A 21,874-nucleotide genomic window follows, 5' to 3' on the forward strand; every position below is an offset into this window, starting at 1 on the left:
CAGCCCTGACGCCGCCGGGCGCGGGCGCGGGACCGTACCGGCATGGGAACCAGTGCGCGTGACCTCGCCGCCGCGACCCCGGCGAGCCGGGACCGCTACGTCGACCTGCTCCGGGTCGCCTCGCTCGCCGTCGTCGTCCTCGGCCACTGGCTGATGGCCGCCGTCACCGCCGACGGGCAGGTCGGCAACCTCCTCGCCGTCGTCCCCGGGCTCCAGGCGCTGACCTGGGCCCTCCAGGTGATGCCGGTGTTCTTCTTCGTCGGCGGCTTCTCGCACGCCCTCGCCCACCGCTCCCGCCCCCGGTACGCGGCCTTCCTGCGGGGCCGGCTGCAACGGCTGCTGCGCCCCACGATGGTCTTCATCGGGGTGTGGGGCGTGCTGGCGCTCGCCGTGCAGCTGCTCGGCGCGGACGGCGGGCTGACCGGGGTGGCGCTGCGGCTGGTCACCCAGCCGCTCTGGTTCATCGGCATCTACCTGGCCATGGTCGCCTTCACCCCGCCGCTCCTGAAGCTCCACGAGCGCTGGGGCTGGGGGGCGTTCGCCGCGCTGGTAGCGGGCGCGGTGGCGGTGGACGTGCTGCGCTTCGCGGCCGGGGTGCCGTTCGTGGAGTTCCTGAACTTCGCCTTCGTGTGGCTGGCGGTCCATCAGCTCGGCTTCCTGCGCGCCGACGGCATGATCCGCCGCCCCGCCGTCCTCGCCGCGGCGGGACTCGCGGGCGCGGGCCTGCTCGTGGCCCTCGGCCCGTATCCGCTGTCCATGGTCGGCATGCCGGGCGAGAAGGTCTCCAACATGGCCCCGCCGACGCTGGCCCTGCTCTGCCACGGCCTGTGGCTGGTCGGCGCGGTCGAGCTCCTGAAGGGCCCCGGCGCCCGCCTCACCGCCCGCGCCCGGGTCTGGCGCGCGGTCGTCGCCGCGAACGGCGTCGCCATGACCGCGTTCCTGTGGCACCTGACCGCCATGCTCGGCGTGTACGGCGTGCTGCTCGCCCTCGACGTGCCGCTGCCGGCCCCCGCCACGGGCGCCTGGTGGGCCCAGGTCCCGGCCAGGATCGCCGCCGCGGCCGTCCTCACCGCCCTCCTGGTCGCCCTCTTCCGCCGCTTCGAGCAGCCGGCCCGGCCCGCCCCCTCCGCCGGCCTCCCCGCGGCCCCCGGCCGGGGGGACGCCCCGCTCACCTCGCTCGCCGCCCTCGGCGTCACCCTGGCGCTGCTCGGCGTCCTCGGCCTCTCCACCACCGGCTTCGCCGGCCTCCTGGAGGGCCACGGCGCGACGCTGATAGCGGTCCGCGTCACGGCCCCGGCAGCCGTCGCGATGGCCCTGGCGGGATGGTTCCTGGTGGAGCGGGCGGGGCGGGGACCCCGAGCCCGTCGATCTCGCTGAGGTCGATGTCGACGGGGAAGGGTCTTCCTCGCCTTCGCCCTCCGACTCGACGAGCCGGTAGTGCGCCATGCCCGCCGCCGCGTACTCGTGCGGCTTGGTGGCGCGGTCCCGCGACTTCTCAGTCGGTGTCGTACACCCGCGCGGTCCCCGGCCGGTCGCAGCCGTGGGCCTTCGCCGAGCGGTCCGCGAAGCGCTGGAGGGCGGCGCGCAGGCCCGGGTGGTCGAGGGCGAGGGGGCTCGTGCCGCGGCCGCCGGTCTCCGCGTACACGTCGTAGGCGACGCGGCGGACCGCGTCGTGGCAGCGGGCCCACAGCGCGTAACGGCCGTCCGGGCGGTCGGCGTCCGGGCGGTCGGGCAGGGACTCCAGGCGGTCCCGCAGGCCCTCGTCCAGGGCCGGGCCGTACGAGGCGGTGAAGGTGTAGAGCGGTGCCCCGCGCAGGCCGCCGAGGACGCAGCCCTCCCGGGGCTTGGGGCCCGCGGCGGTCTCGACGGCCGTACGGACGCCCCAGCGGGCCGCGGTCCGGGCGTCCAGGATCCCGGCGCAGCCCCCGGAGACCGCGGCGAAGGGCTTGTGGTCCCAGGCGCTCACCGAGGCGCCGACCTCCCGCAGCGGCCCGCCCTCGGCGACCCGGCACCCCTGCTGCCGGGCGTAGGCGGTGGCCGTCCCGGTCAGCACGGCGCCGAGCCGGGCCCGCTCCTCGGGCCGGCCGAAGTCGAGGCGGTCGGTCCTGGCCCGCACCTCGGCGACGAGGCCCTCGCCCGGCTTCCCGGCGCAGGCCAGCAGGACCGAGGCCGAGGCGTCGCCCATGTCGCCGGACACCCGGTCGGGGTCGTAGGCGAAGCCGCCGGTCCAGCCGTGGCCGAGCGGCGCGTCGGTGCGGTCCGCCTCGACGTCCGCCGAACGGCCGCCCGCCCCGCTCACGGTCACGCGCAGGTCGATCCGGCCGTCCCGGTCCTCGTCGGCCTCGCCCACCCGGCACTGCCACCAGGAGCCGTCGGCACCCCGCCGGATCCCGGCCGTCACCTCCGCCCCGCCCACCAGCTCCCGCAGCGGCTCCGCCGCCAGGGTGCCGTCGCAGGCCGAGTCCAGGGCCCCGTCGTGGCGCAGACGGTCCCAGCCGCCCGACGCCCAGAAGAGGCCGCCCGCGACCAGCACCGCCCCGGCGGTGAGACCCGCCGCGAGCTTCAGCCTCCGGCGCCGGCCCGGGGCCGGCTTCTCCGTGTTCACTGCCACACCGTCCCCAAGGTCCTCGTGTCGCGGCAGTGCGCCGCCTCCAGGTAGCGGCCGAGCAGCGCCTCGGCCCGGTCCGCGAGGCCGTCCGGCCGCTCGCCCGTCACGCTCACCCGGTGCAGCGCCGGGCCCTCGGCGCAGCGGGCCTCGGCCCAGGCGGCGACCGTGAAGGAGCGCGCGCCGGCGGCGGGCGGGACGTCCCGGCCCGCGGCGGCGAGCTCGCGCCCGTACTCCGTGCGCACCTCAGGGAGGAGCACGCCCCACCAGCTCGCCGAGGTCACGCCGATGCCCTGCCGCCCCTTGAGCGCGCCGGTGGAGCAGCCGCGGGCGCCGGTGTGCGAGGCCCCCCGGTCGAGCTGCCCGGTCGGCTGCCACCCGGGGCCGAGGCGCGCGGGGCGGAACCAGTCGCAGGCCGCCAGGACGCCCTTGGCGGACTCCTTCCCGGACTCCTCGGACCCGGCCGCCGGGAAGGGCCGCACGTCCGCCGGGCGGACCGGCGCGCCGCCGCAGCGGTGGGCCGTGCGCAGGTCCTCCGCGACGGCCGCGACCGCCGGGTCGACCGCGTCGCGCGGCCGGTCGTCCACGGACTCGCCGGACAGCGACCCGTAGACGCGGAAGGCCGTCACCGGTCCCGCGTACCCGGGCAGCCCGCCCGGGCAGGCCACCGTCACCTGGCCGTCGGCCTGCTCGTGGTCCCCCGCCCAGCGGGGCTCCCGCTCGTACGGGTCGCCGGTGACGTGCTCGACCCGCACGCCCTTCAGGGGCGCCTCCAGGACCGGCGCCGCCGTCACGTCCAGCCGGCCCCCGTCACCGCCGACCCCGCAGGAGACCAGACCGCGCGGCCCCGGGCCGCTCCGCCCGGTCCACCGCTCGTCCTCGGGCAGCAGGGCCCGGACCGCCTCGCGGGGCAGCACCCCGCCGCAGGCCCGGGCCAGGACCTCCGCGTTGTGGCTCGCCCGCCGCTCGGCCCTGACCAGCACGAAGCCCGCGATCAGGACCCCCGCCAGCAGGACCAGCGCGGCCTGCGGCAGCCACCGGTGGCGCCGGAACCGCGCCCATGCCGAATCGCCCATCCCCGGCCCCCGCCCCCGTGTACGACTGCGAACGAAATCACCGCACGCTATCCCACCCGCCCCGCCCGTCTACCCTGGACGTCGATCGATCCCCCGGTACAGGAGTGAAATGGCCGTCAACCTGGTCAATGTCGAGTCCGTCAGCAAGGTGTACGGCACCCGTGCGCTGCTCGACGGGGTCTCCCTCGGCGTCTCCGAAGGGGACCGGATCGGCGTCGTCGGCCGCAACGGCGACGGCAAGACCACCCTCATCCGGATGCTCGCCCGGCTGGAGGAGGCCGACAGCGGCCGCGTCACGCACAGCGGCGGGCTGCGCCTCGGGGTGCTCACCCAGCACGACTCGCTCGACCCGGCCGCGACCATCCGGCACGAGGTCATCGGCGTCATGGCCGACCACGAGTGGGCGGGCAGCGCGAAGATCCGCGACGTGCTCACCGGGCTGTTCGGCGGGCTCGACCTGCCCGGGTTCGAGAACGGCCTCGACACCGTGATCGGCCCGCTGTCCGGCGGCGAGCGGCGGCGCATCGCGCTCGCCAAGCTGCTCATCGAGGACCAGGACCTGCTCGTCCTCGACGAGCCCACCAACCACCTCGACGTCGAGGGCATCGCCTGGCTCGCCGGGCACCTGCGCGAGCGGCGCTCCGCGCTCGTCTGCGTCACCCACGACCGCTGGTTCCTCGACCAGGTCTGCACCCGTATGTGGGACGTGCAGCGCGGCGCGGTCTACGAGTACGAGGGCGGCTACTCCGACTACGTCTTCGCCCGCGCCGAGCGCGAGCGGATCGCGGCCACGGAGGAGGTCAAGCGGCAGAACCTGGTCCGCAAGGAGCTCGCCTGGCTGCGCCGCGGCGCCCCGGCCCGTACCTCCAAGCCGCGCTTCCGGATCGAGGCCGCCAACGCGCTCATCGCGGACGTGCCGGAGCCCCGGGACAGCTCCGAGCTGATGAAGTTCGCCAACGCGCGGCTCGGCAAGACGGTCTTCGACCTGGAGGACGTGACCGTCACCGCCGGCCCCAAGACGCTGCTCAGGCACCTCACCTGGCAGCTCGGCCCCGGCGACCGCATCGGCCTGGTCGGCGTCAACGGCGCCGGCAAGACCTCGCTGCTGCGCGCCCTCGCCGAGGCCTCCCGCACCGACGGCGAGGCGCAGCCGCCGGCCGGCAGGATCGTGGTCGGCAAGACCGTGCGGCTCGCCTACCTCTCCCAGGACGTCACCGAACTCCCCGGCACCCTCAGGGTCCTGGAGGCCGTGCAGCAGATCCGCGACCGGGTCGACCTCGGCAAGGGCCGGGAGATGACCGCGGGGCAGCTCTGCGAGCAGTTCGGCTTCGGCAAGGACAAGCAGTGGACGCCGGTCGGCGACCTCTCCGGTGGCGAGCGCCGCCGGCTCCAGCTGCTGCGGCTGCTCATGGACGAGCCCAACGTGCTCTTCCTCGACGAGCCGACCAACGACCTGGACATCGAGACCCTGACGCAGCTGGAGGACCTGCTCGACGGCTGGCCCGGCTCGATGGTGGTCATCTCCCACGACCGCTTCTTCCTGGAGCGCACCACCGACCGGACCTTCGCGCTGCTCGGCGACCAGACCCTGCGGATGCTGCCGCGCGGCATCGACGAGTACCTGGAGCGGCGCCGGAAGATGATCGAGGCCGCCGTGCCGGCCGCCCCCGCCGCGGCCGCCGCGCCGAAGCAGGGCGTGTCGGCGGCGGACGCGCGCGCCGCGAAGAAGGAGCTGCAGAAGGTCGAGCGGCAGCTCGACAAGCTCTCCGACAGGGAGGCCAAGCTGCACGCCCAGATCGCGGACAACGCCACGGATTTCGAGAAGGTCGCGAAGCTGGACGCCGAGCTGCGGGAACTCGCGGGCGAGCGCGAGGAATTGGAAATGCGCTGGCTCGAGCTGGCCGAGGACGCGTAGAGAACTCGTAGAAGACGCATAACGACGTCATCACGGGCCGGTCCTCCCTTGGGCACAAGGGAGGACCGGCCACTTTTGCGCCATCCCGCGAGTGGTAGAAAGAAAACCCGCTCACAAAAGGGGGAAGCGCTGATGAGCCAGCCGCCCAGTAACCAGGCGCCGGGAGGCTTCGGCGCTCCGGACCCGAACCTGCCGCCGGTCCCGCCGATGCCTCCGCAGGCACCGCCGGTCCCGCCGCAGGCCCCGCAGGCCCAGCCGGGGCCGTACGGGTACCCGCAGCAGGCCCCGCAGACGCCGCCGGTCCCGCCGCAGCAGCAGCCGGGCCCGTACGGCTATCCCCAGCAGCAGCCGGGGCCCTACGGCCAGCAGCCCGGTCCGTACGGTCAGCAGCCGGGCCCCTATGGCCAGCAGCCCGGGCCCTACGGTCAGCAGCAGCCCAACCCGTACGGCGGCTACCCGACCGCCCCGATGCAGCAGACCCCGCCCGGCGGGGGCGGCAAGAACCCCTTCAAGGGCAAGCCCGGCGTCATCGTGGCCGCGGCCGCCGCCGCGTTGCTCGTGGTCGGCGGCGTCAGCTGGTTCGCGCTCAGCGGCGACGACGGCGACGACCCGGTCGCCAAGCCGAGCAACTCCGCCTCCACCGCCCCGAAGCCGACGGACTCCGTCGACCAGGGCGACGGCAGCGGCGACGGCCAGAACGGCGAGGAGAGCCTGAACGCCGGCCGCAAGGACGGCGAGGCGAAGATCTCCTGGCTGCTGAAGAACAACGTCGACCTGCCGCGCAACGGCGCCGACGTGTTCGGCCCGTGGATCGTCGGCGACACCGTCGTCAAGGCCATGTACAAGGGCATCGACGGCTACAGCCTGGCCGACGGCTCCGCGAAGTGGCACCTCGACGTGCCCTTCGAGCTGTGCGCCGCGCCGCCGGAGCCCTCCGCGAACGGCACCATGGTCTTCGCGTACAACGACAGCGCGGGCGACAGCGCCAAGTGCACGCAGATGCAGCAGGTCGACCTCAAGACCGGCAAGGCGGGCTGGAAGAAGGCCGTCCCGAAGGCCACCGGCCTCTTCGCCTTCTCCGACAACACCCTCGCCATCAGCGGCGACACGGTCACCGCGGCCGGCTCCAGCTCCGCGTACGGCTTCTCGCTGACCGACGGCAGGCAGCTGTTCACCTCGCCGACCAGCGGCTGCAAGCCCTTCGCGTACGCGGGCGGCAGCAAGCTGATCGCCGCCTCCAAGTGCCCCTCCGGCGACGTGAACAAGCAGTCGCAGGCGGTCAGCGAGGTCGACCCGGCGACGGGCAAGCCCAAGTGGACCTTCAAGCTGCAGACCGACTGGGAGGTGGACCGGGTCTACTCGGTCGACCCGCTGGTCGTCTCCGCCACCCAGCGCGAGCAGAAGAAGTGGGCGGTCTTCTCGCTCAAGGCCAACGGCACCGAGCGCTCGCAGATCCAGGGCGGCAAGGACAAGTTCGCCCCCAGCTGCGGCGGCGCGTTCGTCGTCTTCGGCAAGAACCTCCAGGGCTGCACCGGGGTCGCCGCCGACGCGAACACCTTCTACATGGCGACCGAGACCGCGTACGGCACGCCGAACGAGGTCATCGCCTTCGACCTGAACACCGGGAAGCCCAAGTGGCGCTCCAAGGCGCCCGGCGAGCAGCAGATGACCCCGCTGCGCATGGAGGGCTCCGACGTGCTGCTCTACGTCGAGCCGCGCTACGACACGGGCGGCGCGGTCGCGACCATCGCCCCGACGGGCGGTGCGCCGAAGGTGCTGCTGCAGTTCCAGGCGGCGGTCTCGACGGTCGAGAGCTCCTTCTACAACGCCGGTTACGCGTACGGGAACGGCAGCTTCGTGATCGCCGCGGGCCGGGTCTCCGCCTCCAACGACAAGGAGGAGAAGGAGACCAAGACGATGATGGCGTACGGCAAGTGACGCCCCGCCCGCCCCGTCCCCGTCCCCTTCCCGACCCCGAGGTACCCACGCCATGACGCAGCCACCGCCACCACCGAACCAGCCCCCCGGCCCGCCGCCGGGCGGGTTCGGCGCGCCCCAGGACCCGCCGCCGGGCGGGTTCGGCGCGCCGCAGGACCCGCCGCCGGGCGGATTCGGCGCGCCGACGCCCCCGCCGCAGGCACCGGACCAGCCGCCGTACGGCTACCCGCAGCAGCAGCCGCACCAGCCGTCGCCGTACGGCTATCCGCAGCAGCCGCCGACGCAGCCCCAGCCGCAGTACGGCTACCCGGCCCAGCAGCCGGGCCAGCCGCAGCAGCCGCCGTACGGCTACCCGACCCAGCCGCAGTACCCGCAGTACCAGCAGGTGCCCCCGCCGGGCTCCGGCGGCGGCAAGAAGCCGTCGACGCAGCTGCAGATCATCGTCGCCGCGGTGGTGGCGGTCGCGCTGATCATCGGCGGCGGCCTCTGGTACGCGAACTCCGGCGGGGGTGACGAGGACAAGGACGCCAAGGGCACCTCCGGCTCCACCGCCAACGGCGGCGCGGACGGCGGCTCGGGCGGCGGTCTCGGCGGGGGCGGCAAGGAGAAGGTCCCGTCGAACACCTCGGCGAAGCTGACCGTCCAGCTGCCGCAGCCCAAGGTCGAGGACGTCACCGACGTCTCCGGCTCCTGGCTCACCGACAAGGCCTACGTGAAGACCGGGGTCAACTCGGTCGTCGGCTACGACCGCGACAGCGGCACCGTGCTGTGGACGCTGCCGCTGACCGGCCAGGTCTGCGGCGCCTCCTCGCACGTCACCGCGGACGGGAAGACGCCGATCCTCTTCGAGGCGACCAAGCGGCTGCCCCCGAAGAACTACCAGCCGTGCACCGAGGTCGGCCTGATCGACCTCAACAGCGGCAAGCTGGTCTGGTCGACCTCCGTCACCGGCGGCTCCGCGGGCGACAGCAAGGCCCGGTTCAGCGAGGTCACGCTGAGCGGCGCGACCGTCGCGGCCGGCGGCACCGACGGCGGCGCGGCCTTCGACGTCGCCAACGGCAACCCGCGCTGGAAGCCGCAGGCCAACGACAACAACTGCTACGACATGGGCTACGGCGGCGGCGAGGGCCTGGTCGCGGCCCGCAAGTGCGGTCCGTACGGCAGCCAGTACGTGCTGATCCAGAACCTCAACCCGGCCACGGGCGCCCCGGTCTCGCAGTTCAAGATGCCCCCGGGCGTCGACTACGCCTCGGTCGTCTCCACCAAGCCGCTGGTGGTGGCCGCCGACGTCGGCGACACCGCGACCGACGGTTCCGGCATCTCGGACTTCTTCTCCATCGACGAGAAGACCGGCAAGCTGAAGGCGAAGATCAGCGCGGACTCCGAGCGCTACGCGGCCCGCTGCCGCTCCACCGAGGTGGAGAACTGCAGCAAGGTCGTGGTCGGCAACGGGCGGCTCTACCTGCCCACCGAGGACCACGAGGGCAGCACCGACGAGTACGGCGACGAGACCAACGAGATCGTCGCGTTCGACCTGGCCACCGGCAAGCCGGTGCCCGAGAAGGCGGACGCGGGCGACCGCTACACGCTGGTCCCGCTGCGCATGGACGGCGGCAACATCATCGCGTACAAGCAGGCGCCCTACGACAAGGGCGGGCAGATCGTCTCCATCGACGGCGGCTCCATGAAGGAGACCAAGCTCCTGGAGAACCCGGTGGAGAAGGGCATCAACAGCCCCGAGCGCTCCTTCTCCGCGGACTACGTGGAGGCCGTGTACGCGGACGGGCGGCTCTTCCTGTCCGAGGTCATGATCGACAAGCAGCGTTCCGCGTCCTCGACCAAGGAGTACCTGGTCGTGGGGTACAGCACGCACTGACGTCCTGTCGCGGGTCCTGGACGGACGGCCCGGCGCACCGATGCACATCGGTGCGCCGGGCTGTTTGCATAGGCCCTGCCTGGCGAAGAATCCGACAGTCCAGGGGGGTTAGGGGAGAGATGGGGGCCAGATCGATGGGCGTTCGGCTCGTGGTGGTCGACGACCACCGACTGCACGCGGAGGCGCTGGCCTCGGCGCTGAAGCTGCGCGGGCACCGGGTGCTCGCGTCGGCGGCGCCGGTGGCGGGCGCGGCGGAGCTGGTGGTGAGCCGTGCGCCGGAGGTCTGTCTGCTGGGTACCTCGGCGCCGGCCGAGCCGGGGGCCTTCGACCCGGTCGTACGGATCAAGCGGGAGCGCCCGCAGGTGGCCGTGGTGGTGCTCGGGCCGGTGCCCTCGCCGCGCGGCATCGCGGCGGCCTTCGCGGCCGGGGCCTCGGGGTACGTCCGGCACGACGAGCGGATCGAGGGCGTCGAGCGGGCGCTGATGAAGGCCCGCGCGGGGGAGGCGGCGGTGGCGCCGCAGCTGCTCCAGGCCGCCTTCGCGGAGCTGCTCAACCCGGTGGCGCAGCCGGACGACGAGGGGCAGCGGCTGCTGCGGATGCTGACCCCGCGGGAGGCGGAGGTCCTGGTCCGGGTGGCGGAGGGGGAGGACACCCGGGTGATCGCGGCGGGGATGGCGATCGCGCCGAGCACGGCGCGCACGCACGTGCAGCGGGTGCTGATGAAGCTGGGCGTGGGGTCCCGGCTGGAGGCGGCGGCGCTGGCGGCGCGGACGGGGCTGCTGGACCGGGTGCCGGTGCAGCGGGCGTAGTCCCGTCCTTCGTGCGGGTGGCCGGTCCTGGATGAGTGTTGACCTTCGATGTTTGATTGTGGTTTTTTATGGGTGGTTCTGTTTGATGGAGGCTGTGGGAGGCCGCCCGCCGTGAAGAAGACCGTCACCCGCCTCGCCGACGGGCGGGAGCTCCTCTACTTCGACGCCGACGAGGGTTCCGTCCGCGACGCCGTCGACCGCCGGCCGCTCGACCCGGTCCGCTCCGCCTCCGAGGTCCGTCACGACCCGCTGCTCGGCGAGGACGTCGCCATCGCCTCGCACCGGCAGGGCAGGATCTACCACCCGCCCGCCGACAGCTGCCCGCTCTGCCCCTCCACCCCGGACTGGCAGAGCGAGATCCCGGCCCCGGAGTACGAGGTGGCCGTCTTCGAGAACCGCTTCCCCTCCCTGTCCGGCGCCAACGGCCGCTGCGAGGTCGTCTGCTTCACCTCTGACCACGGGGCCTCCTTCGCCGGCCTCACGGAGGAGCGGGCCGCCCTGGTGCTCGACGCCTGGACCGACCGCACCGCCGAACTCTCCGCCCGCGCCGGCGTCCAGCAGGTCTACTGCTTCGAGAACCGGGGCGCCGAGATCGGCGTCACCCTGGCCCACCCGCACGGCCAGATCTACGCGTTCCCGTACGTCGCGCCCCGCACCGCCACCATGCTCCGCAACGCGGTCGCCCACCGCGCCGCCACCGGGCGCAACCTCTTCGAGGACGTCCTGGAGCGGGAGCGGGCCGGCGAGCGGGTGGTGCTCGCCGGGGAGCACTGGACCGCCTTCGTGCCGTACGCCGCGCGCTGGCCCTACGAGGTGCACCTCCACCCGCACCGGCGGGTCGGCGACCTCACCGGGCTCGGCGAGGAGGCCCGCGCGGAGTTCCCGGGGCTCTATCTGGAACTGCTGCGGCGCTTCGACCGGATCTTCGGTACGGACGAGCCGCCGACGCCCTACATCGCCGCCTGGCACCAGGCTCCGGTGGCCGGCGCCGACCGGGAGGAGTTCGCGCTGCACCTGGAGCTTTTCACCGTCCGCCGGGCCTCTGGCAAGCTGAAGTACCTCGCGGGCACCGAGTCCGGCATGGGCGCGTTCATGAACGACGTGTCGCCGGAGTCCGCGGCCGACAGACTCCGAGAGGTGGCAAGCAGTTGAGTAAGTACCTGGTGACCGGTGGAGCCGGCTACGTGGGCAGCACGGTCGCCGCCCACCTCCTGGAGGCGGGGCACGAGGTCACCGTCCTCGACGACCTCTCCACCGGCTTCCGGGAGGGCGTCCCCGCCGGGGCCGAGTTCATCGAGGGCCGCATCCAGGACGCCGCGAAGTGGCTCGACGCCAGCTACGACGGCGTGCTGCACTTCGCCGCCTTCTCCCAGGTCGGCGAGTCCGTCGCCAAGCCCGAGAAGTACTGGGACAACAACGTCGGCGGCACCATGGCGCTGATCGCGGCCATGCGCGAGGCCGGCGTGCGCCGCCTGGTGTTCTCCTCGACCGCCGCCACCTACGGCGAGCCCGAGACCGTGCCGATCACCGAGGCCGCGCCGACCGCGCCGACCAACCCGTACGGCGCGACCAAGCTGGCCGTCGACCACATGATCACCGGCGAGTGCGCCGCCCACGGCCTGGCCGCCGTGTCGCTGCGCTACTTCAACGTGGCCGGCGCCTACAAGGAGTGCGGCGAGCGGCACGACCCCGAGTCGCACCTCATCCCGCTGGTCCTCCAGGTCGCGCTCGGGCAGCGCGCCGCGATCAACGTCTACGGCGACGACTACCCGACGCCCGACGGCACCTGCGTGCGCGACTACATCCACGTCGCCGACCTCGCCGAGGCCCACCTGCTGGCGCTGGACGCGATGACCGCCGGCGAGCACCTGATCTGCAACCTCGGCAACGGCAACGGCTTCTCCGTGCGGGAGGTCGTCGAGACCGTCCGCAAGGTCACCGGCCACCCGGTGCCCGAGGTCATGGCCGAGCGCCGCGCCGGGGACCCGGCCGTGCTCGTCGCCTCGGCCGACACGGCGCGCGAGCGCCTCGGCTGGACCCCGTCCCGCCCGGATCTGGCGGCCATCGTGGAGGACGCCTGGGCGTTCACCCGGAAGAAGGAGCAGGGACAGGCATGAGCACGGTCGCGGCGGAGTTCGGCGCGCTGTACGGAGCGGCCCCCGACGGGGTCTGGGCCGCACCCGGGCGGGTCAACCTGATCGGCGAGTACACCGACTTCAACGAGGGCTTCGTACTCCCGCTGGCTCTGCCGCACACGGCCGTGGCCGCCGTCTCCCGCCGGGACGACGGCGTGCTGCGGCTGCACTCCGCCGAGGTCGGGGGCGGGATCGTGCAGCTCGACGTCGAGACCCTGGAGCCCCTGTCCGGGGCCTCGGGGTACGGCTGGGCCGCGTACCCGGCCGGTGTGGTGTGGGCACTGCGGGAGGCCGGGCATCCGGTCACCGGCGCCGACGTCCATCTCGCCTCGACGGTGCCGACCGGCGCCGGGCTCTCCTCCTCCGCCGCCCTGGAGGTGGTGACCGCCCTCGCGCTGAACGACCTGTTCGGGCTCGGGCTCTCCCGCCCCGGGCTGGCCGTGCTCGCCCAGCGGGCGGAGAACGCCTTCGTCGGCGTGCCGTGCGGGGTGATGGACCAGATGGCCTCCGCGTGCGCCACCGAGGGCCACGCCCTGTACCTGGACACCCGGGACCTGTCGTACCGCCAGGTGCCCTTCGACCTCACGGCCCGGGGGCTGTGCCTGCTGGTCGTCGACACCCGGGTGAAGCACGCCCTGGGGGACGGCGCGTACGCGGAGCGGCGCGCCGGGTGCGAAGCCGGTGCGCGGGCGCTCGGTGTGCGCGCCCTGCGTGACGTACCGGCCACGCAACTGTCCGATGCCCTCGCACGTTTGGACGATGAAACGGTTCGTCGTTATGTCCGGCACGTGGTCTCCGACGACGACCGGGTCGAACGGGTGATCGCCCTCCTCGACGCCGGCGACCCGCACGCGGTGGGCGCCCTGCTCACCGAGGGCCACGCCTCGCTCCGCGACGACCTGCGGGTCTCCTGCCCCGAACTGGACCTCGCGGTCGAGGCGGCGAACGCGGCGGGCGCGCTCGGCGCCCGCATGACCGGCGGCGGCTTCGGCGGTTCGGCGGTGGTCCTGGTGGCCGCGGACCGGGCGGAGGAGGTCGCGGCCGCGGTTGGCAAGGCCTTCGCCGAGGCGGGATTCGCCGCTCCGGGCGTCTTCCCGGCGGTCCCTTCGGCGGGCGCGCGCCGGGTGGGCTGAAGCCCCCGACTTCCCACGGACCCGCACAGTTCCGCGATTCGGCCTCCACCGGAGCGCCGCACCCTTACCCTGGTGCGCAGCGCCGGTGGGGGCCGGTGCTGATCAGGGGTATCGAGACCCGCCGGGTACGGCGCCCGGGGCGGGGTAACTGTCATGGCACGGCGGCGGCCGTGCGACCGGCGGACCCGCCCCCGGCGTCGTGCCCGCGCCGGGCCGTTCCTCGACACTTGGGGGTGTCCGTGGCCCGTATCCGGGTTCTGGTGGTGGACGATCACCGCATCTTCGCCGAGTCGCTCGCAGCCGCCCTCGCGGCGGAGCCCGACGTCGACGTCACCGCCGCGGGCAGCGGCCCGGCCGCGCTGCGCTGCCTGGACCGCGGTGCCGGGGAGGGGCGGCGCTTCGACGTGATGCTGGTCGACGCCGACCTGGGCGGCGGCGACGGGATCGCGCTGGTCGCGGGGGTGCGCGAGGGGCGGCCCGGGCTGCGCAGCGTGGTGCTCGCGGAGAAGGACGACGCCCACCGGGCGGCGCTCGCGCTCCAGGCGGGCGCCTGGGGCTGGGTGGCCAAGGACTGTTCGCTGCAGCGGCTGCTGGCCGTGGTGCGCGGGGTGCTGCGGGACGAGACCCATCTGCCGCCGGCGCTGCTCACGGGGGTGCTGCGGGAGCTGACGGAGGCCCGCAAGCACCGTACGGAGAGCGAGCGGCTGGTGGAGTCGCTGACCCCGCGCGAGCGGGAGGTGCTGCGCTGCATGGTGGCCGGTCTCGGCCGCAAGGCGGTCGCCGAGCGGCTGTTCCTGTCGCCGCACACCGTCCGGACCCACATGCAGAACGTGCTGGGGAAGCTGGGCGTGCACTCGACGCTCGCCGCCGTGGCGCTGGCCCGGCGGGCCGGGGTGGGTCCGGCCGAGGAGCCGGACGCCGGGCTAGCCGGGGATGTTGTCGAACGGGGCGGTCAGCTGGCGTAGCAGGGCGGCCAGTTCGCCGCGCTCGGTGCGCGAGAGGCGGGCCAGGATGGCCCGCTCCTGGGCGAGGAGTCCGGCCAGCGCCTGGTCGGCGCGGTCACGGCCCTCGGGGGTGAGGCGGACCAGCACGCCGCGCCGGTCGCTGGGGTCGGGGAGCCGTTCGACCAGGCCCTTCTTGGTGAGCCGGTCGATGCGGTTGGTCATCGTGCCGGAGGTGACCAGGGTCTGGGTGAGCAGCTGGCCGGGGGAGAGCTGGTAGGGCGCGCCGGCCCGGCGGAGCGAGGTCAGGACGTCGAACTCCCAGGGCTCCAGCTGGTGCTCGGAGAAGGCGAGCCGACGGGCGCGGTCGAGGTGCCGGGCCAGGCGTGAGACACGGCTGAGCACCTCGAGCGGTTCCACGTCGAGGTCCGGGCGCTCTCGGCGCCATGCAGCGACCAGCCGGTCGACCTCGTCCTCCATGTCGATCAGTGTAGAGGGTCTGTTGACATAAAGTCTCTTGGTATTAAGTCTCTCGACTTCAAGTGTCTCAATAAGAAATATCTTGACGTAGAGATATAGTCTCCTGGACTATGGGGAAGGGACCGGGCCGGAACTCCGTTCCGCTTCGGCAACTCGTTCCAGCAAGGGGGCTTCGAACATGCATTCCGTGGAATCCGCCGCACCGACATGGGACCCACAGCAGTACCTCCGTCACGCGGGTCACCGCACCCGCCCGTTCATCGATCTGCTCGCCCGAATACCGCAGCTGCCCGGCAACGACGGCCGGCCCGCCCGGATCGCCGACCTCGGCTGCGGCCCCGGCAACGTCACCGCGCTCCTCGCCGACCGCTGGCCCGACGCGCACATCACCGGCCTCGACCTCTCGCCCGAGATGCTGGAGCGGGCCGAGAAGGACTGGGCCGGCACCACGGCCGGCGGCGGCTGGCTCGACTTCCGGGCGGCCGACGCGGCCCACTGGACGCCGGAGGAGCCGTACGACCTGATCGTGTCCAACGCGGCCCTGCAGTGGGTGCCGAACCACCCCGAGTCCTTCGCCCCCTGGGTCGCGGGACTGCGCCCCGGCGGCACCTTCGCCTTCCAGGTCCCCGGCAACTTCACCTCGCCCAGCCACGCCCTGCTCGGCGAGCTCTGCGAGACCCCCGAGTGGCGCGGGCGGGTCGGCGACCAGGGACGGCGCTACGTCCACATCCTCGAACCGGGCGACTACCTCCGCCGGCTGACCGACCTCGGCTGCGAGACGGACGTCTGGGAGACCACCTACCACCAGCTGCTCCCCGGCGAGGACCCCGTCCTCGACTGGGTGAAGGGCACCGCGCTGCGCCCGGTCCTCACCGCCCTCAGGGACGACCGCGCCGCCACCGAGGCCTTCCTCGCCCAGTACCGCGAACGGCTCCGCGAGGCCTACCCCCCGGGCCCGCACGGCACCCCGTTCCCGTTCCGGAGGATCTTCGCCGTCGCCAGGAAGGGCGCCTGATGTTAGTAGCCGTCGATCACGTCCAGCTCGCCGCTCCGGTCGGCAGCGAGGACCTCCTGCGGGCCTTCTACGGGGACGTCCTCGGCATGACCGAGATCCCGAAGCCGCCCGTCCTCGCCGCCCGCGGAGGCTGCTGGTTCGCCGCCGCCGACGGCGCCGTCCAGCTCCACCTCGGGGTGGAGGCCGACTTCCGGCCCGCCCGCAAGGCCCACCCGGGCCTGCGGGTCTCCGGGATCCGCGACTTCGCGGCCCGCCTGGAGAGACACGGGACCGAGGTCGTCTGGGACGGCGACCTGCCGGGCCACCGCCGCTTCCACTGCGCGGATCCGGTCGGCAACCGGCTGGAGTTCCTGGAGCCCGTCGAGTGACACGGGGACGGGGGCGCCGCACACGCGTGCGACGCCCCCGTCCCCGGCCTCCGGGCCTCAGTTCTTGCGGTGCCCTATCAGCCGCGGCTTCTGCTCCAGGCCGTCCAGGCCGTGCCAGGCCAGGTTCACCAGGTGCGCCGCGACCTCCGCCTTCTTCGGCTTGCGCACGTCCAGCCACCACTGGCCGGTCAGGGCGACGCTGCCGACCAGGGCCTGCGCGTACAGCGGGGCCAGCTTCGGGTCGAAGCCGCGGGCCTTGAACTCCAGGCCCAGGATGTCCTCCACCTGCGTGGCGATGTCGCTGATCAGCGAGGCGAAGGTGCCCGTCGACTGCGCCACCGGCGAGTCGCGGACCAGGATGCGGAAACCGTCCGTGTAGCGCTCGATGTAGTCGAGCAGCGCGAACGCGGCCTGTTCGAGCAGCTCGCGCGGATGGCCGGCGGTCAGCGCGCCCGTCACCATGTCCAGGAGCTGGCGCATCTCCCGGTCCACCACGACCGCGTACAGGCCCTCCTTGCCGCCGAAGTGCTCGTACACCACCGGCTTGGACACCCCGGCCTTCGCCGCGATCTCCTCCACCGACGTGCCCTCGAAGCCCTTCTCCGCGAACAGCGTGCGACCGATGTCGAGGAGCTGCTCCCGGCGCTCCGCGCCCGTCATCCTCACCCGGCGGCCGCGCCGGGGCTTCGGTTCACTCGTACTGCCTGTACTGCCTGCGATCGCCACGTCTTCCATCATGCCGCGTCTGCGGGCGCGCTCTGGCGCCGGGCTTCGATGCGGGAGGCGGCCGGCCAGCGCACGTCGGACGCCCAGCCCAGCTGCTCGAACCAGCGGATCAGCCGCGCGCTGGAGTCGACCTGGCCCCGCAGGACGCCGTGCCGGGCCGAGGTCGGGTCCGCGTGGTGCAGGTTGTGCCAGGACTCGCCGCAGGACAGGACCGCCAGCCACCACACGTTGCCCGAGCGGTCACGCGACTTGAAGGGGCGCTTGCCCACCGCGTGGCAGATCGAGTTGATCGACCAGGTGACGTGGTGCAGCAGCGCCACCCGGACCAGGGAGCCCCAGAAGAACGCCGTGAACGCGCCCCACCACGACAGCGTCACCAGACCGCCCACGACCGGCGGGATCGCCAGCGACACGACCGTCCAGAGCACGAACTGGCGGGAGATGCGCCGGATCGCCGGATCCTTGATCAGATCGGGCGCGTACTTGTGCTGCGGCGTCTGTTCCTCGTCGAACATCCAGCCGATGTGCGCCCACCACAGCCCCTTCATCAGGGCCGGCACCGTCTCGCCGAAGCGCCACGGCGAGTGCGGGTCGCCCTCCGCGTCCGAGAACTTGTGGTGCTTGCGGTGATCCGCCACCCACCGCACCAGCGGCCCCTCGACCGCCAGCGAGCCCATGATCGCCAGCGCGATCCGCAGCGGGCGCTTCGCCTTGAACGAGCCGTGCGTGAAGTAGCGGTGGAAGCCGATCGTGATGCCGTGGCAGCCGATGTAGTACATCGCCGTCAGCAGGCCCAGGTCGAGCCAGCTCACCCCCCAGCCCCAGGCCAGCGGCACCGCCGCGACCAGGGCCAGGAACGGCACCGTGATGAACAGCAGCAGCGTGATCTGCTCGATCGACCGCTTGCTGTCACCGCCCAGCGTGGCGGAGGGCAGATCAGGGGCGGTGGTCCCCCGTGCCTCGGAGGCGGTTTCCGAGGTCACCTCGGGGCTGATGGTCATGGCTGTCCCCTGGGGGGTGAAGGTGAGGGCGCGTACGGAAAGGAGGCCGAGGCTACGGTCCCGTAACCTACGGCGACGTAAGTATGGCAGCGCGTCGGCGCCCGGCAAGAGCGCCTAAGCCGGGGCGTTGCCCGTGCCGCCGGATCGGACACCTATCCTGGGTGCGTCGGACAGCGCGGTCCGCAAGCCTCCAGTACCCCTCCAGACGTGCTCAAACACTGCAAGGAGCCGCACCTGTGAGCAGTGCCGACCAGACCTCCACAGCCAGCGCCGAGCTGCGCTCCGACATCCGCCGACTGGGCGACCTGCTGGGCGAGACGCTCGTCCGCCAGGAGGGCCCGGAGCTCCTGGACCTCGTCGAGAAGGTCCGCCGCCTCACCCGCGAGGACGGCGAGGCCGCCGCCGAGCTGCTGCGCGGAGTCGAGCTGGAGACCGCCGCCCGCCTGGTGCGCGCCTTCTCCACCTACTTCCACCTGGCCAACGTCACCGAGCAGGTGCACCGCGGCCGCGAGATGCGCGACAAGCGTGCCGCCGAGGGCGGGCTGCTCGCCCGTACGGCCGACATGCTCAAGGACGGCGACCCCGCCCACGTACGCGAGACGATCAAGAACCTCAACGTGCGGCCGGTGTTCACCGCGCACCCCACCGAGGCCGCCCGCCGCTCGGTCCTCAACAAGCTGCGGCGCATCGCCGTGCTCCTGGAGACCCCGGTCATCGAGGCCGACCGGCGCCGCCACGACCTGCGGCTCGCCGAGAACATCGACCTCATCTGGCAGACCGACGAGCTCCGCGTGGTCCGGCCCGAGCCGGCCGACGAGGCCCGCAACGCCATCTACTACCTCGACGAGCTGCACGCCAACGCCGTCGGCGACGTCCTGGAGGACCTCGCCGCCGAGCTGGAGCGGGTCGGCTTCGAACTGCCCTCCGGCACCCGCCCGCTGACCTTCGGCACCTGGATCGGCGGCGACCGCGACGGCAACCCCAACGTCACCCCGCAGGTGACCTGGGACGTGCTCATCCTCCAGCACGAGCACGGGATCACCGACGCCCTCGAACTCGTCGACTACCTGCGCGGACTGCTCTCCAACTCCATCCGCTACACCGGCGCCACCCAGGAGCTCCTGGACTCGCTCCAGGCCGACCTGGAGCGCCTGCCGGAGATCAGCCCCCGCTACAAGCGCCTCAACGCCGAGGAGCCGTACCGGCTCAAGGCCACCTGCGTCCGCCAGAAGCTGGTCAACACCCGCGAGCGGCTGGCCACCGGCACCCCGCACGTCGAGGGCCGCGACTACCTCGGCACCGCCGAGCTGCTGCGCGACCTCACCCTGATCCAGACCTCGCTGCGCGAGCACCGCGGCGGGCTGTTCGCCGACGGCCGGATGGACCGCACCATCCGCACCCTGTCCGCGTTCGGCCTCCAGCTCGCCACCATGGACGTCCGCGAGCACGCCGACGCCCACCACCACGCCCTCGGCCAGCTCTTCGACCGGCTCGGCGAGGAGTCCTGGCGGTACGCCGACATGCCGCGCGACTACCGGCAGAAGCTGCTCGCCAAGGAGCTCAGGTCGCGGCGCCCGCTGGCACCCACGCCCGCCCCGCTCGACCCGGCGGGACAGAAGACCCTCGGCGTCTTCCACACCGTCAAGGAGGCCTTCGAGCGCTTCGGCCCCGAGGTCATCGAGTCCTACATCATCTCGATGTGCCAGGGCGCCGACGACGTCTTCGCGGCCACCGTCCTCGCCCGCGAGGCCGGCCTGATCGACCTGCACGCCGGCTGGGCCGAGATCGGCATCGTGCCGCTCCTGGAGACCACCGACGAGCTCAAGGCCGCCGACGTCATCCTCAACGACATGCTGGCCGACCCCTCCTACCGGCGCCTCGTCTCGCTGCGCGGCGACGTCCAGGAGGTCATGCTCGGCTACTCGGACTCCTCCAAGTTCGGCGGCATCACCACCTCCCAGTGGGAGATCCACCGCGCCCAGCGCCGGCTGCGCGACGTCGCCCACCGCTACGGCGTGCGGCTGCGCCTCTTCCACGGCCGCGGCGGCACCGTCGGCCGCGGCGGCGGCCCCTCGCACGACGCGATCCTCGCCCAGCCCTGGGGCACCCTGGAGGGCGAGATCAAGGTGACCGAGCAGGGCGAGGTCATCTCCGACAAGTACCTGATCCCGTCGCTGGCCAGGGAGAACCTGGAGCTCACGGTCGCCGCCACGCTCCAGGCCTCCGCCCTGCACACGGCGCCCCGCCAGTCCGACGAGTCGCTGGCCCGCTGGGACGCGGCCATGGACACCGTCTCGGACGCCGCCCACTCGGCGTACCGCCGGCTGGTCGAGGACCCGGACCTGCCGACGTACTTCCTCGCCTCGACCCCGGTCGACCAGCTCGCCGACCTGCACCTGGGCTCGCGGCCGTCCCGCCGTCCCGGCTCGGGCGTCTCCCTCGACGGACTGCGGGCCATCCCGTGGGTGTTCGGCTGGACCCAGTCCCGCCAGATCGTCCCCGGCTGGTTCGGCGTCGGCTCCGGCCTCAAGGCGCTGCGCGAAGCCGGTCTCGAAGAGGTCCTCGGCGAGATGCACGAGCAATGGCACTTCTTCCGCAACTTCCTCTCCAACGTGGAGATGACGCTCGCGAAGACGGACCTGCGGATCGCCCGGCACTACGTCGACACCCTCGTCCCCGAGGAACTCCGGCACGTCTTCGACACCATCGAGGCCGAGCACGCGCTCACCGTCGCCGAGGTCCTCAAGGTGACGGGCGGCGAGCGGCTGCTGGACTCCAACCCGGTGCTCCAGCAGACCTTCGCCATCCGCGACGCCTACCTGGATCCGATCTCCTACCTCCAGGTCGCCCTGCTGGCCCGTCAGCGGGCCGCGGCCGCGGCCGGCGAGGAGGCCGACCCGCTGCTCTCCCGTGCGCTGCTGCTCACGGTGAACGGCGTGGCGGCGGGTCTGCGCAACACCGGCTGACGACGAGTGCCCCGGAGGGACCTCCGGACACGACGGTGCCCCCGCGGGATCCTTCCCGCGGGGGCACCGTCATGACGGCGTGTCGCGTCAGTGCTGCTGGGCCTTGCGGCGGCGGCTCACCAGGAAGGCGCCGGCGCCCGCGAGGACGGCGGCGACCGCGGCCAGGACGCCGATCGGGGCGCTGGAGCCGGTCTGGGCGAGGTCGCCCTCGGTGCCGTTGGTGCCGCCGGTGGAACCGGCGTCGGTCCCGGTGCTCGCGGTGGCGCCGGGGGTGGTGGCGGAGGCGGACGGCGACTCGGAGGTGCCGGGCGTCTCGGTGCCGGTGCCGGGCGTGCCGCTCGGGGTGCCGGACGGCGTCTCCGAGGGGGTGCCGGACGGGGTGCCCGACGGCGTCTCGGAGGGGGTCTCCGAGGGGGTGCCGCTCGGGGTGCCGGACGGCGTGGGCTCGCCCGGGTTCTCCTCGTCGGGCTCGCAGTCGGTCTTGAAGACCTTGTGCTTGGCGCGGCCGTTCTCGCCCTCGAAGTTCCAGAACAGCTTGTACTGGCCGTTCGGAAGGGTCATGTCCGCGGTGCGCTCGTGGCCGTCACCGTCGAGGACGATGGTGCCGTCCTTGACCGTGGTGCCCTTGTCCTGGTCGTTGTTGGCCCAGGCCTCGATGTGCCACTGGACCTTCTGGCCGGCGTCGAAGCCGAAGGCGTCCAGGTAGAAGGAGCACACCTTGGGCTCGTTCTGCTTGAGCTCTTCGTCGGTCTTCGAGTCGTGGATCTTCACGGTGCCGTTGTCGCCGTGCGGCTTGCCGCTTGCGAAGGCGCCGGGCGCCAGGACCAACGAGCCCGCCAGGGCCGCGACCAGGGCGCCGGCGGGTATGAGGGATCGTCGCATGTGCTGTC

The 21,874-nt window shown here is 73.1% G+C and carries 18 protein-coding genes; 12 read left to right on the forward strand and 6 right to left on the reverse strand.

Going from position 1 to position 21,874, the window contains the following annotated elements:
* Nucleotides 1-42 precede the first annotated feature (42 nt).
* Nucleotides 43-1,377 (forward strand): acyltransferase family protein, encoded by a 1,335-nt coding sequence (locus tag ABD981_RS23845; protein WP_046906944.1) that lies wholly within the window; start codon nucleotides 43-45, stop codon nucleotides 1,375-1,377.
* A 118-nt stretch (nucleotides 1,378-1,495) separates the two neighbouring features.
* Here ABD981_RS23845 and ABD981_RS23850 read toward each other — a convergent pair whose 3' ends face one another.
* Both ABD981_RS23850 and ABD981_RS23855 read right to left on the reverse strand, forming a co-directional pair.
* Nucleotides 1,496-2,605, reverse strand: coding sequence for a hypothetical protein (locus ABD981_RS23850; protein ID WP_123954348.1), 1,110 nt, complete (start codon nucleotides 2,603-2,605; stop codon nucleotides 1,496-1,498).
* Nucleotides 2,602-3,681 carry a hypothetical protein gene (locus ABD981_RS23855; protein ID WP_046906946.1) on the reverse strand — a complete coding sequence of 360 codons (1,080 nt, stop codon included), beginning with the start codon at nucleotides 3,679-3,681 and terminating at the stop codon, nucleotides 2,602-2,604. The genes ABD981_RS23850 and ABD981_RS23855 overlap by 4 nt, the downstream gene beginning before the upstream one ends.
* Nucleotides 3,682-3,790: 109 nt before the next feature.
* Here ABD981_RS23855 and ABD981_RS23860 point away from each other — a divergent pair, with 109 nt between their 5' ends.
* From ABD981_RS23860 to ABD981_RS23895, 8 genes are all read left to right on the forward strand, one after another.
* Nucleotides 3,791-5,596: an ABC-F family ATP-binding cassette domain-containing protein gene (locus ABD981_RS23860; protein WP_046906947.1), complete on the forward strand. Its 1,806-nt coding sequence runs from the start codon at nucleotides 3,791-3,793 to the stop codon at nucleotides 5,594-5,596.
* A gap of 132 nt (nucleotides 5,597-5,728) precedes the next feature.
* Nucleotides 5,729-7,534: an outer membrane protein assembly factor BamB family protein gene (locus ABD981_RS23865; protein WP_046906948.1), complete on the forward strand. Its 1,806-nt coding sequence runs from the start codon at nucleotides 5,729-5,731 to the stop codon at nucleotides 7,532-7,534.
* Between the two features lie 52 nt (nucleotides 7,535-7,586).
* Nucleotides 7,587-9,410, forward strand: coding sequence for an outer membrane protein assembly factor BamB family protein (locus ABD981_RS23870; RefSeq protein WP_046906949.1), 1,824 nt, complete (start codon nucleotides 7,587-7,589; stop codon nucleotides 9,408-9,410).
* Nucleotides 9,411-9,544: 134 nt separating this feature from the next.
* Nucleotides 9,545-10,219: a response regulator transcription factor gene (locus ABD981_RS23875; protein WP_046906950.1), complete on the forward strand. Its 675-nt coding sequence runs from the start codon at nucleotides 9,545-9,547 to the stop codon at nucleotides 10,217-10,219.
* A gap of 111 nt (nucleotides 10,220-10,330) precedes the next feature.
* Nucleotides 10,331-11,371, forward strand: a complete 1,041-nt coding sequence (gene galT / locus ABD981_RS23880; protein WP_046906951.1) for a galactose-1-phosphate uridylyltransferase — start codon at nucleotides 10,331-10,333, stop codon at nucleotides 11,369-11,371.
* Nucleotides 11,368-12,336 carry a UDP-glucose 4-epimerase GalE gene (gene galE, locus ABD981_RS23885; RefSeq protein ID WP_046906952.1) on the forward strand — a complete coding sequence of 323 codons (969 nt, stop codon included), beginning with the start codon at nucleotides 11,368-11,370 and terminating at the stop codon, nucleotides 12,334-12,336. The genes galT and galE overlap by 4 nt, the downstream gene beginning before the upstream one ends.
* Nucleotides 12,333-13,487, forward strand: coding sequence for a galactokinase (gene galK / locus ABD981_RS23890; RefSeq protein ID WP_046906953.1), 1,155 nt, complete (start codon nucleotides 12,333-12,335; stop codon nucleotides 13,485-13,487). The genes galE and galK overlap by 4 nt, the downstream gene beginning before the upstream one ends.
* A 239-nt stretch (nucleotides 13,488-13,726) precedes the next feature.
* Nucleotides 13,727-14,452, forward strand: a complete 726-nt coding sequence (locus ABD981_RS23895; RefSeq protein WP_046906991.1) for a LuxR C-terminal-related transcriptional regulator — start codon at nucleotides 13,727-13,729, stop codon at nucleotides 14,450-14,452.
* Here ABD981_RS23895 and ABD981_RS23900 read toward each other — a convergent pair.
* Nucleotides 14,411-14,908 (reverse strand): MarR family winged helix-turn-helix transcriptional regulator, encoded by a 498-nt coding sequence (locus ABD981_RS23900; protein ID WP_046906954.1) that lies wholly within the window; start codon nucleotides 14,906-14,908, stop codon nucleotides 14,411-14,413. The genes ABD981_RS23895 and ABD981_RS23900 overlap by 42 nt on opposite strands.
* 178 nt (nucleotides 14,909-15,086) lie before the next feature.
* On the opposite strand from ABD981_RS23900, the gene ABD981_RS23905 reads away from it, so the two are divergent.
* Together ABD981_RS23905 and ABD981_RS23910 are read left to right on the forward strand one after the other, a co-directional pair.
* Nucleotides 15,087-15,923, forward strand: a complete 837-nt coding sequence (locus tag ABD981_RS23905; RefSeq protein ID WP_046906955.1) for a trans-aconitate 2-methyltransferase — start codon at nucleotides 15,087-15,089, stop codon at nucleotides 15,921-15,923.
* Nucleotides 15,923-16,291 (forward strand): VOC family protein, encoded by a 369-nt coding sequence (locus ABD981_RS23910; RefSeq protein WP_046906956.1) that lies wholly within the window; start codon nucleotides 15,923-15,925, stop codon nucleotides 16,289-16,291. The genes ABD981_RS23905 and ABD981_RS23910 overlap by 1 nt, the downstream gene beginning before the upstream one ends.
* Nucleotides 16,292-16,348: 57 nt before the next feature.
* Here the strand turns inward: ABD981_RS23910 and ABD981_RS23915 are convergent, their stop codons facing one another.
* Nucleotides 16,349-17,029 (reverse strand): TetR/AcrR family transcriptional regulator, encoded by a 681-nt coding sequence (locus ABD981_RS23915; RefSeq protein WP_205628138.1) that lies wholly within the window; start codon nucleotides 17,027-17,029, stop codon nucleotides 16,349-16,351.
* Nucleotides 17,026-18,018 carry an acyl-CoA desaturase gene (locus ABD981_RS23920; protein WP_046906957.1) on the reverse strand — a complete coding sequence of 331 codons (993 nt, stop codon included), beginning with the start codon at nucleotides 18,016-18,018 and terminating at the stop codon, nucleotides 17,026-17,028. Before ABD981_RS23920 ends, ABD981_RS23915 begins: the two co-directional genes overlap by 4 nt.
* A gap of 236 nt (nucleotides 18,019-18,254) precedes the next feature.
* Here ABD981_RS23920 and ppc point away from each other — a divergent pair, with 236 nt between their 5' ends.
* Nucleotides 18,255-20,984, forward strand: a complete 2,730-nt coding sequence (gene ppc, locus ABD981_RS23925; protein ID WP_046906958.1) for a phosphoenolpyruvate carboxylase — start codon at nucleotides 18,255-18,257, stop codon at nucleotides 20,982-20,984.
* A gap of 87 nt (nucleotides 20,985-21,071) precedes the next feature.
* On the opposite strand, the gene ABD981_RS23930 is transcribed toward ppc, so the two are convergent.
* Nucleotides 21,072-21,866, reverse strand: a complete 795-nt coding sequence (locus ABD981_RS23930) for an LPXTG cell wall anchor domain-containing protein (RefSeq protein WP_046906959.1) — start codon at nucleotides 21,864-21,866, stop codon at nucleotides 21,072-21,074.
* Between the last annotated feature and the right edge of the window lie 8 nt (nucleotides 21,867-21,874).

Origin of the sequence: Streptomyces showdoensis (assembly GCF_039535475.1) — a bacterium.
GTDB classification, from domain to species: domain Bacteria; phylum Actinomycetota; class Actinomycetes; order Streptomycetales; family Streptomycetaceae; genus Streptomyces; species Streptomyces showdoensis.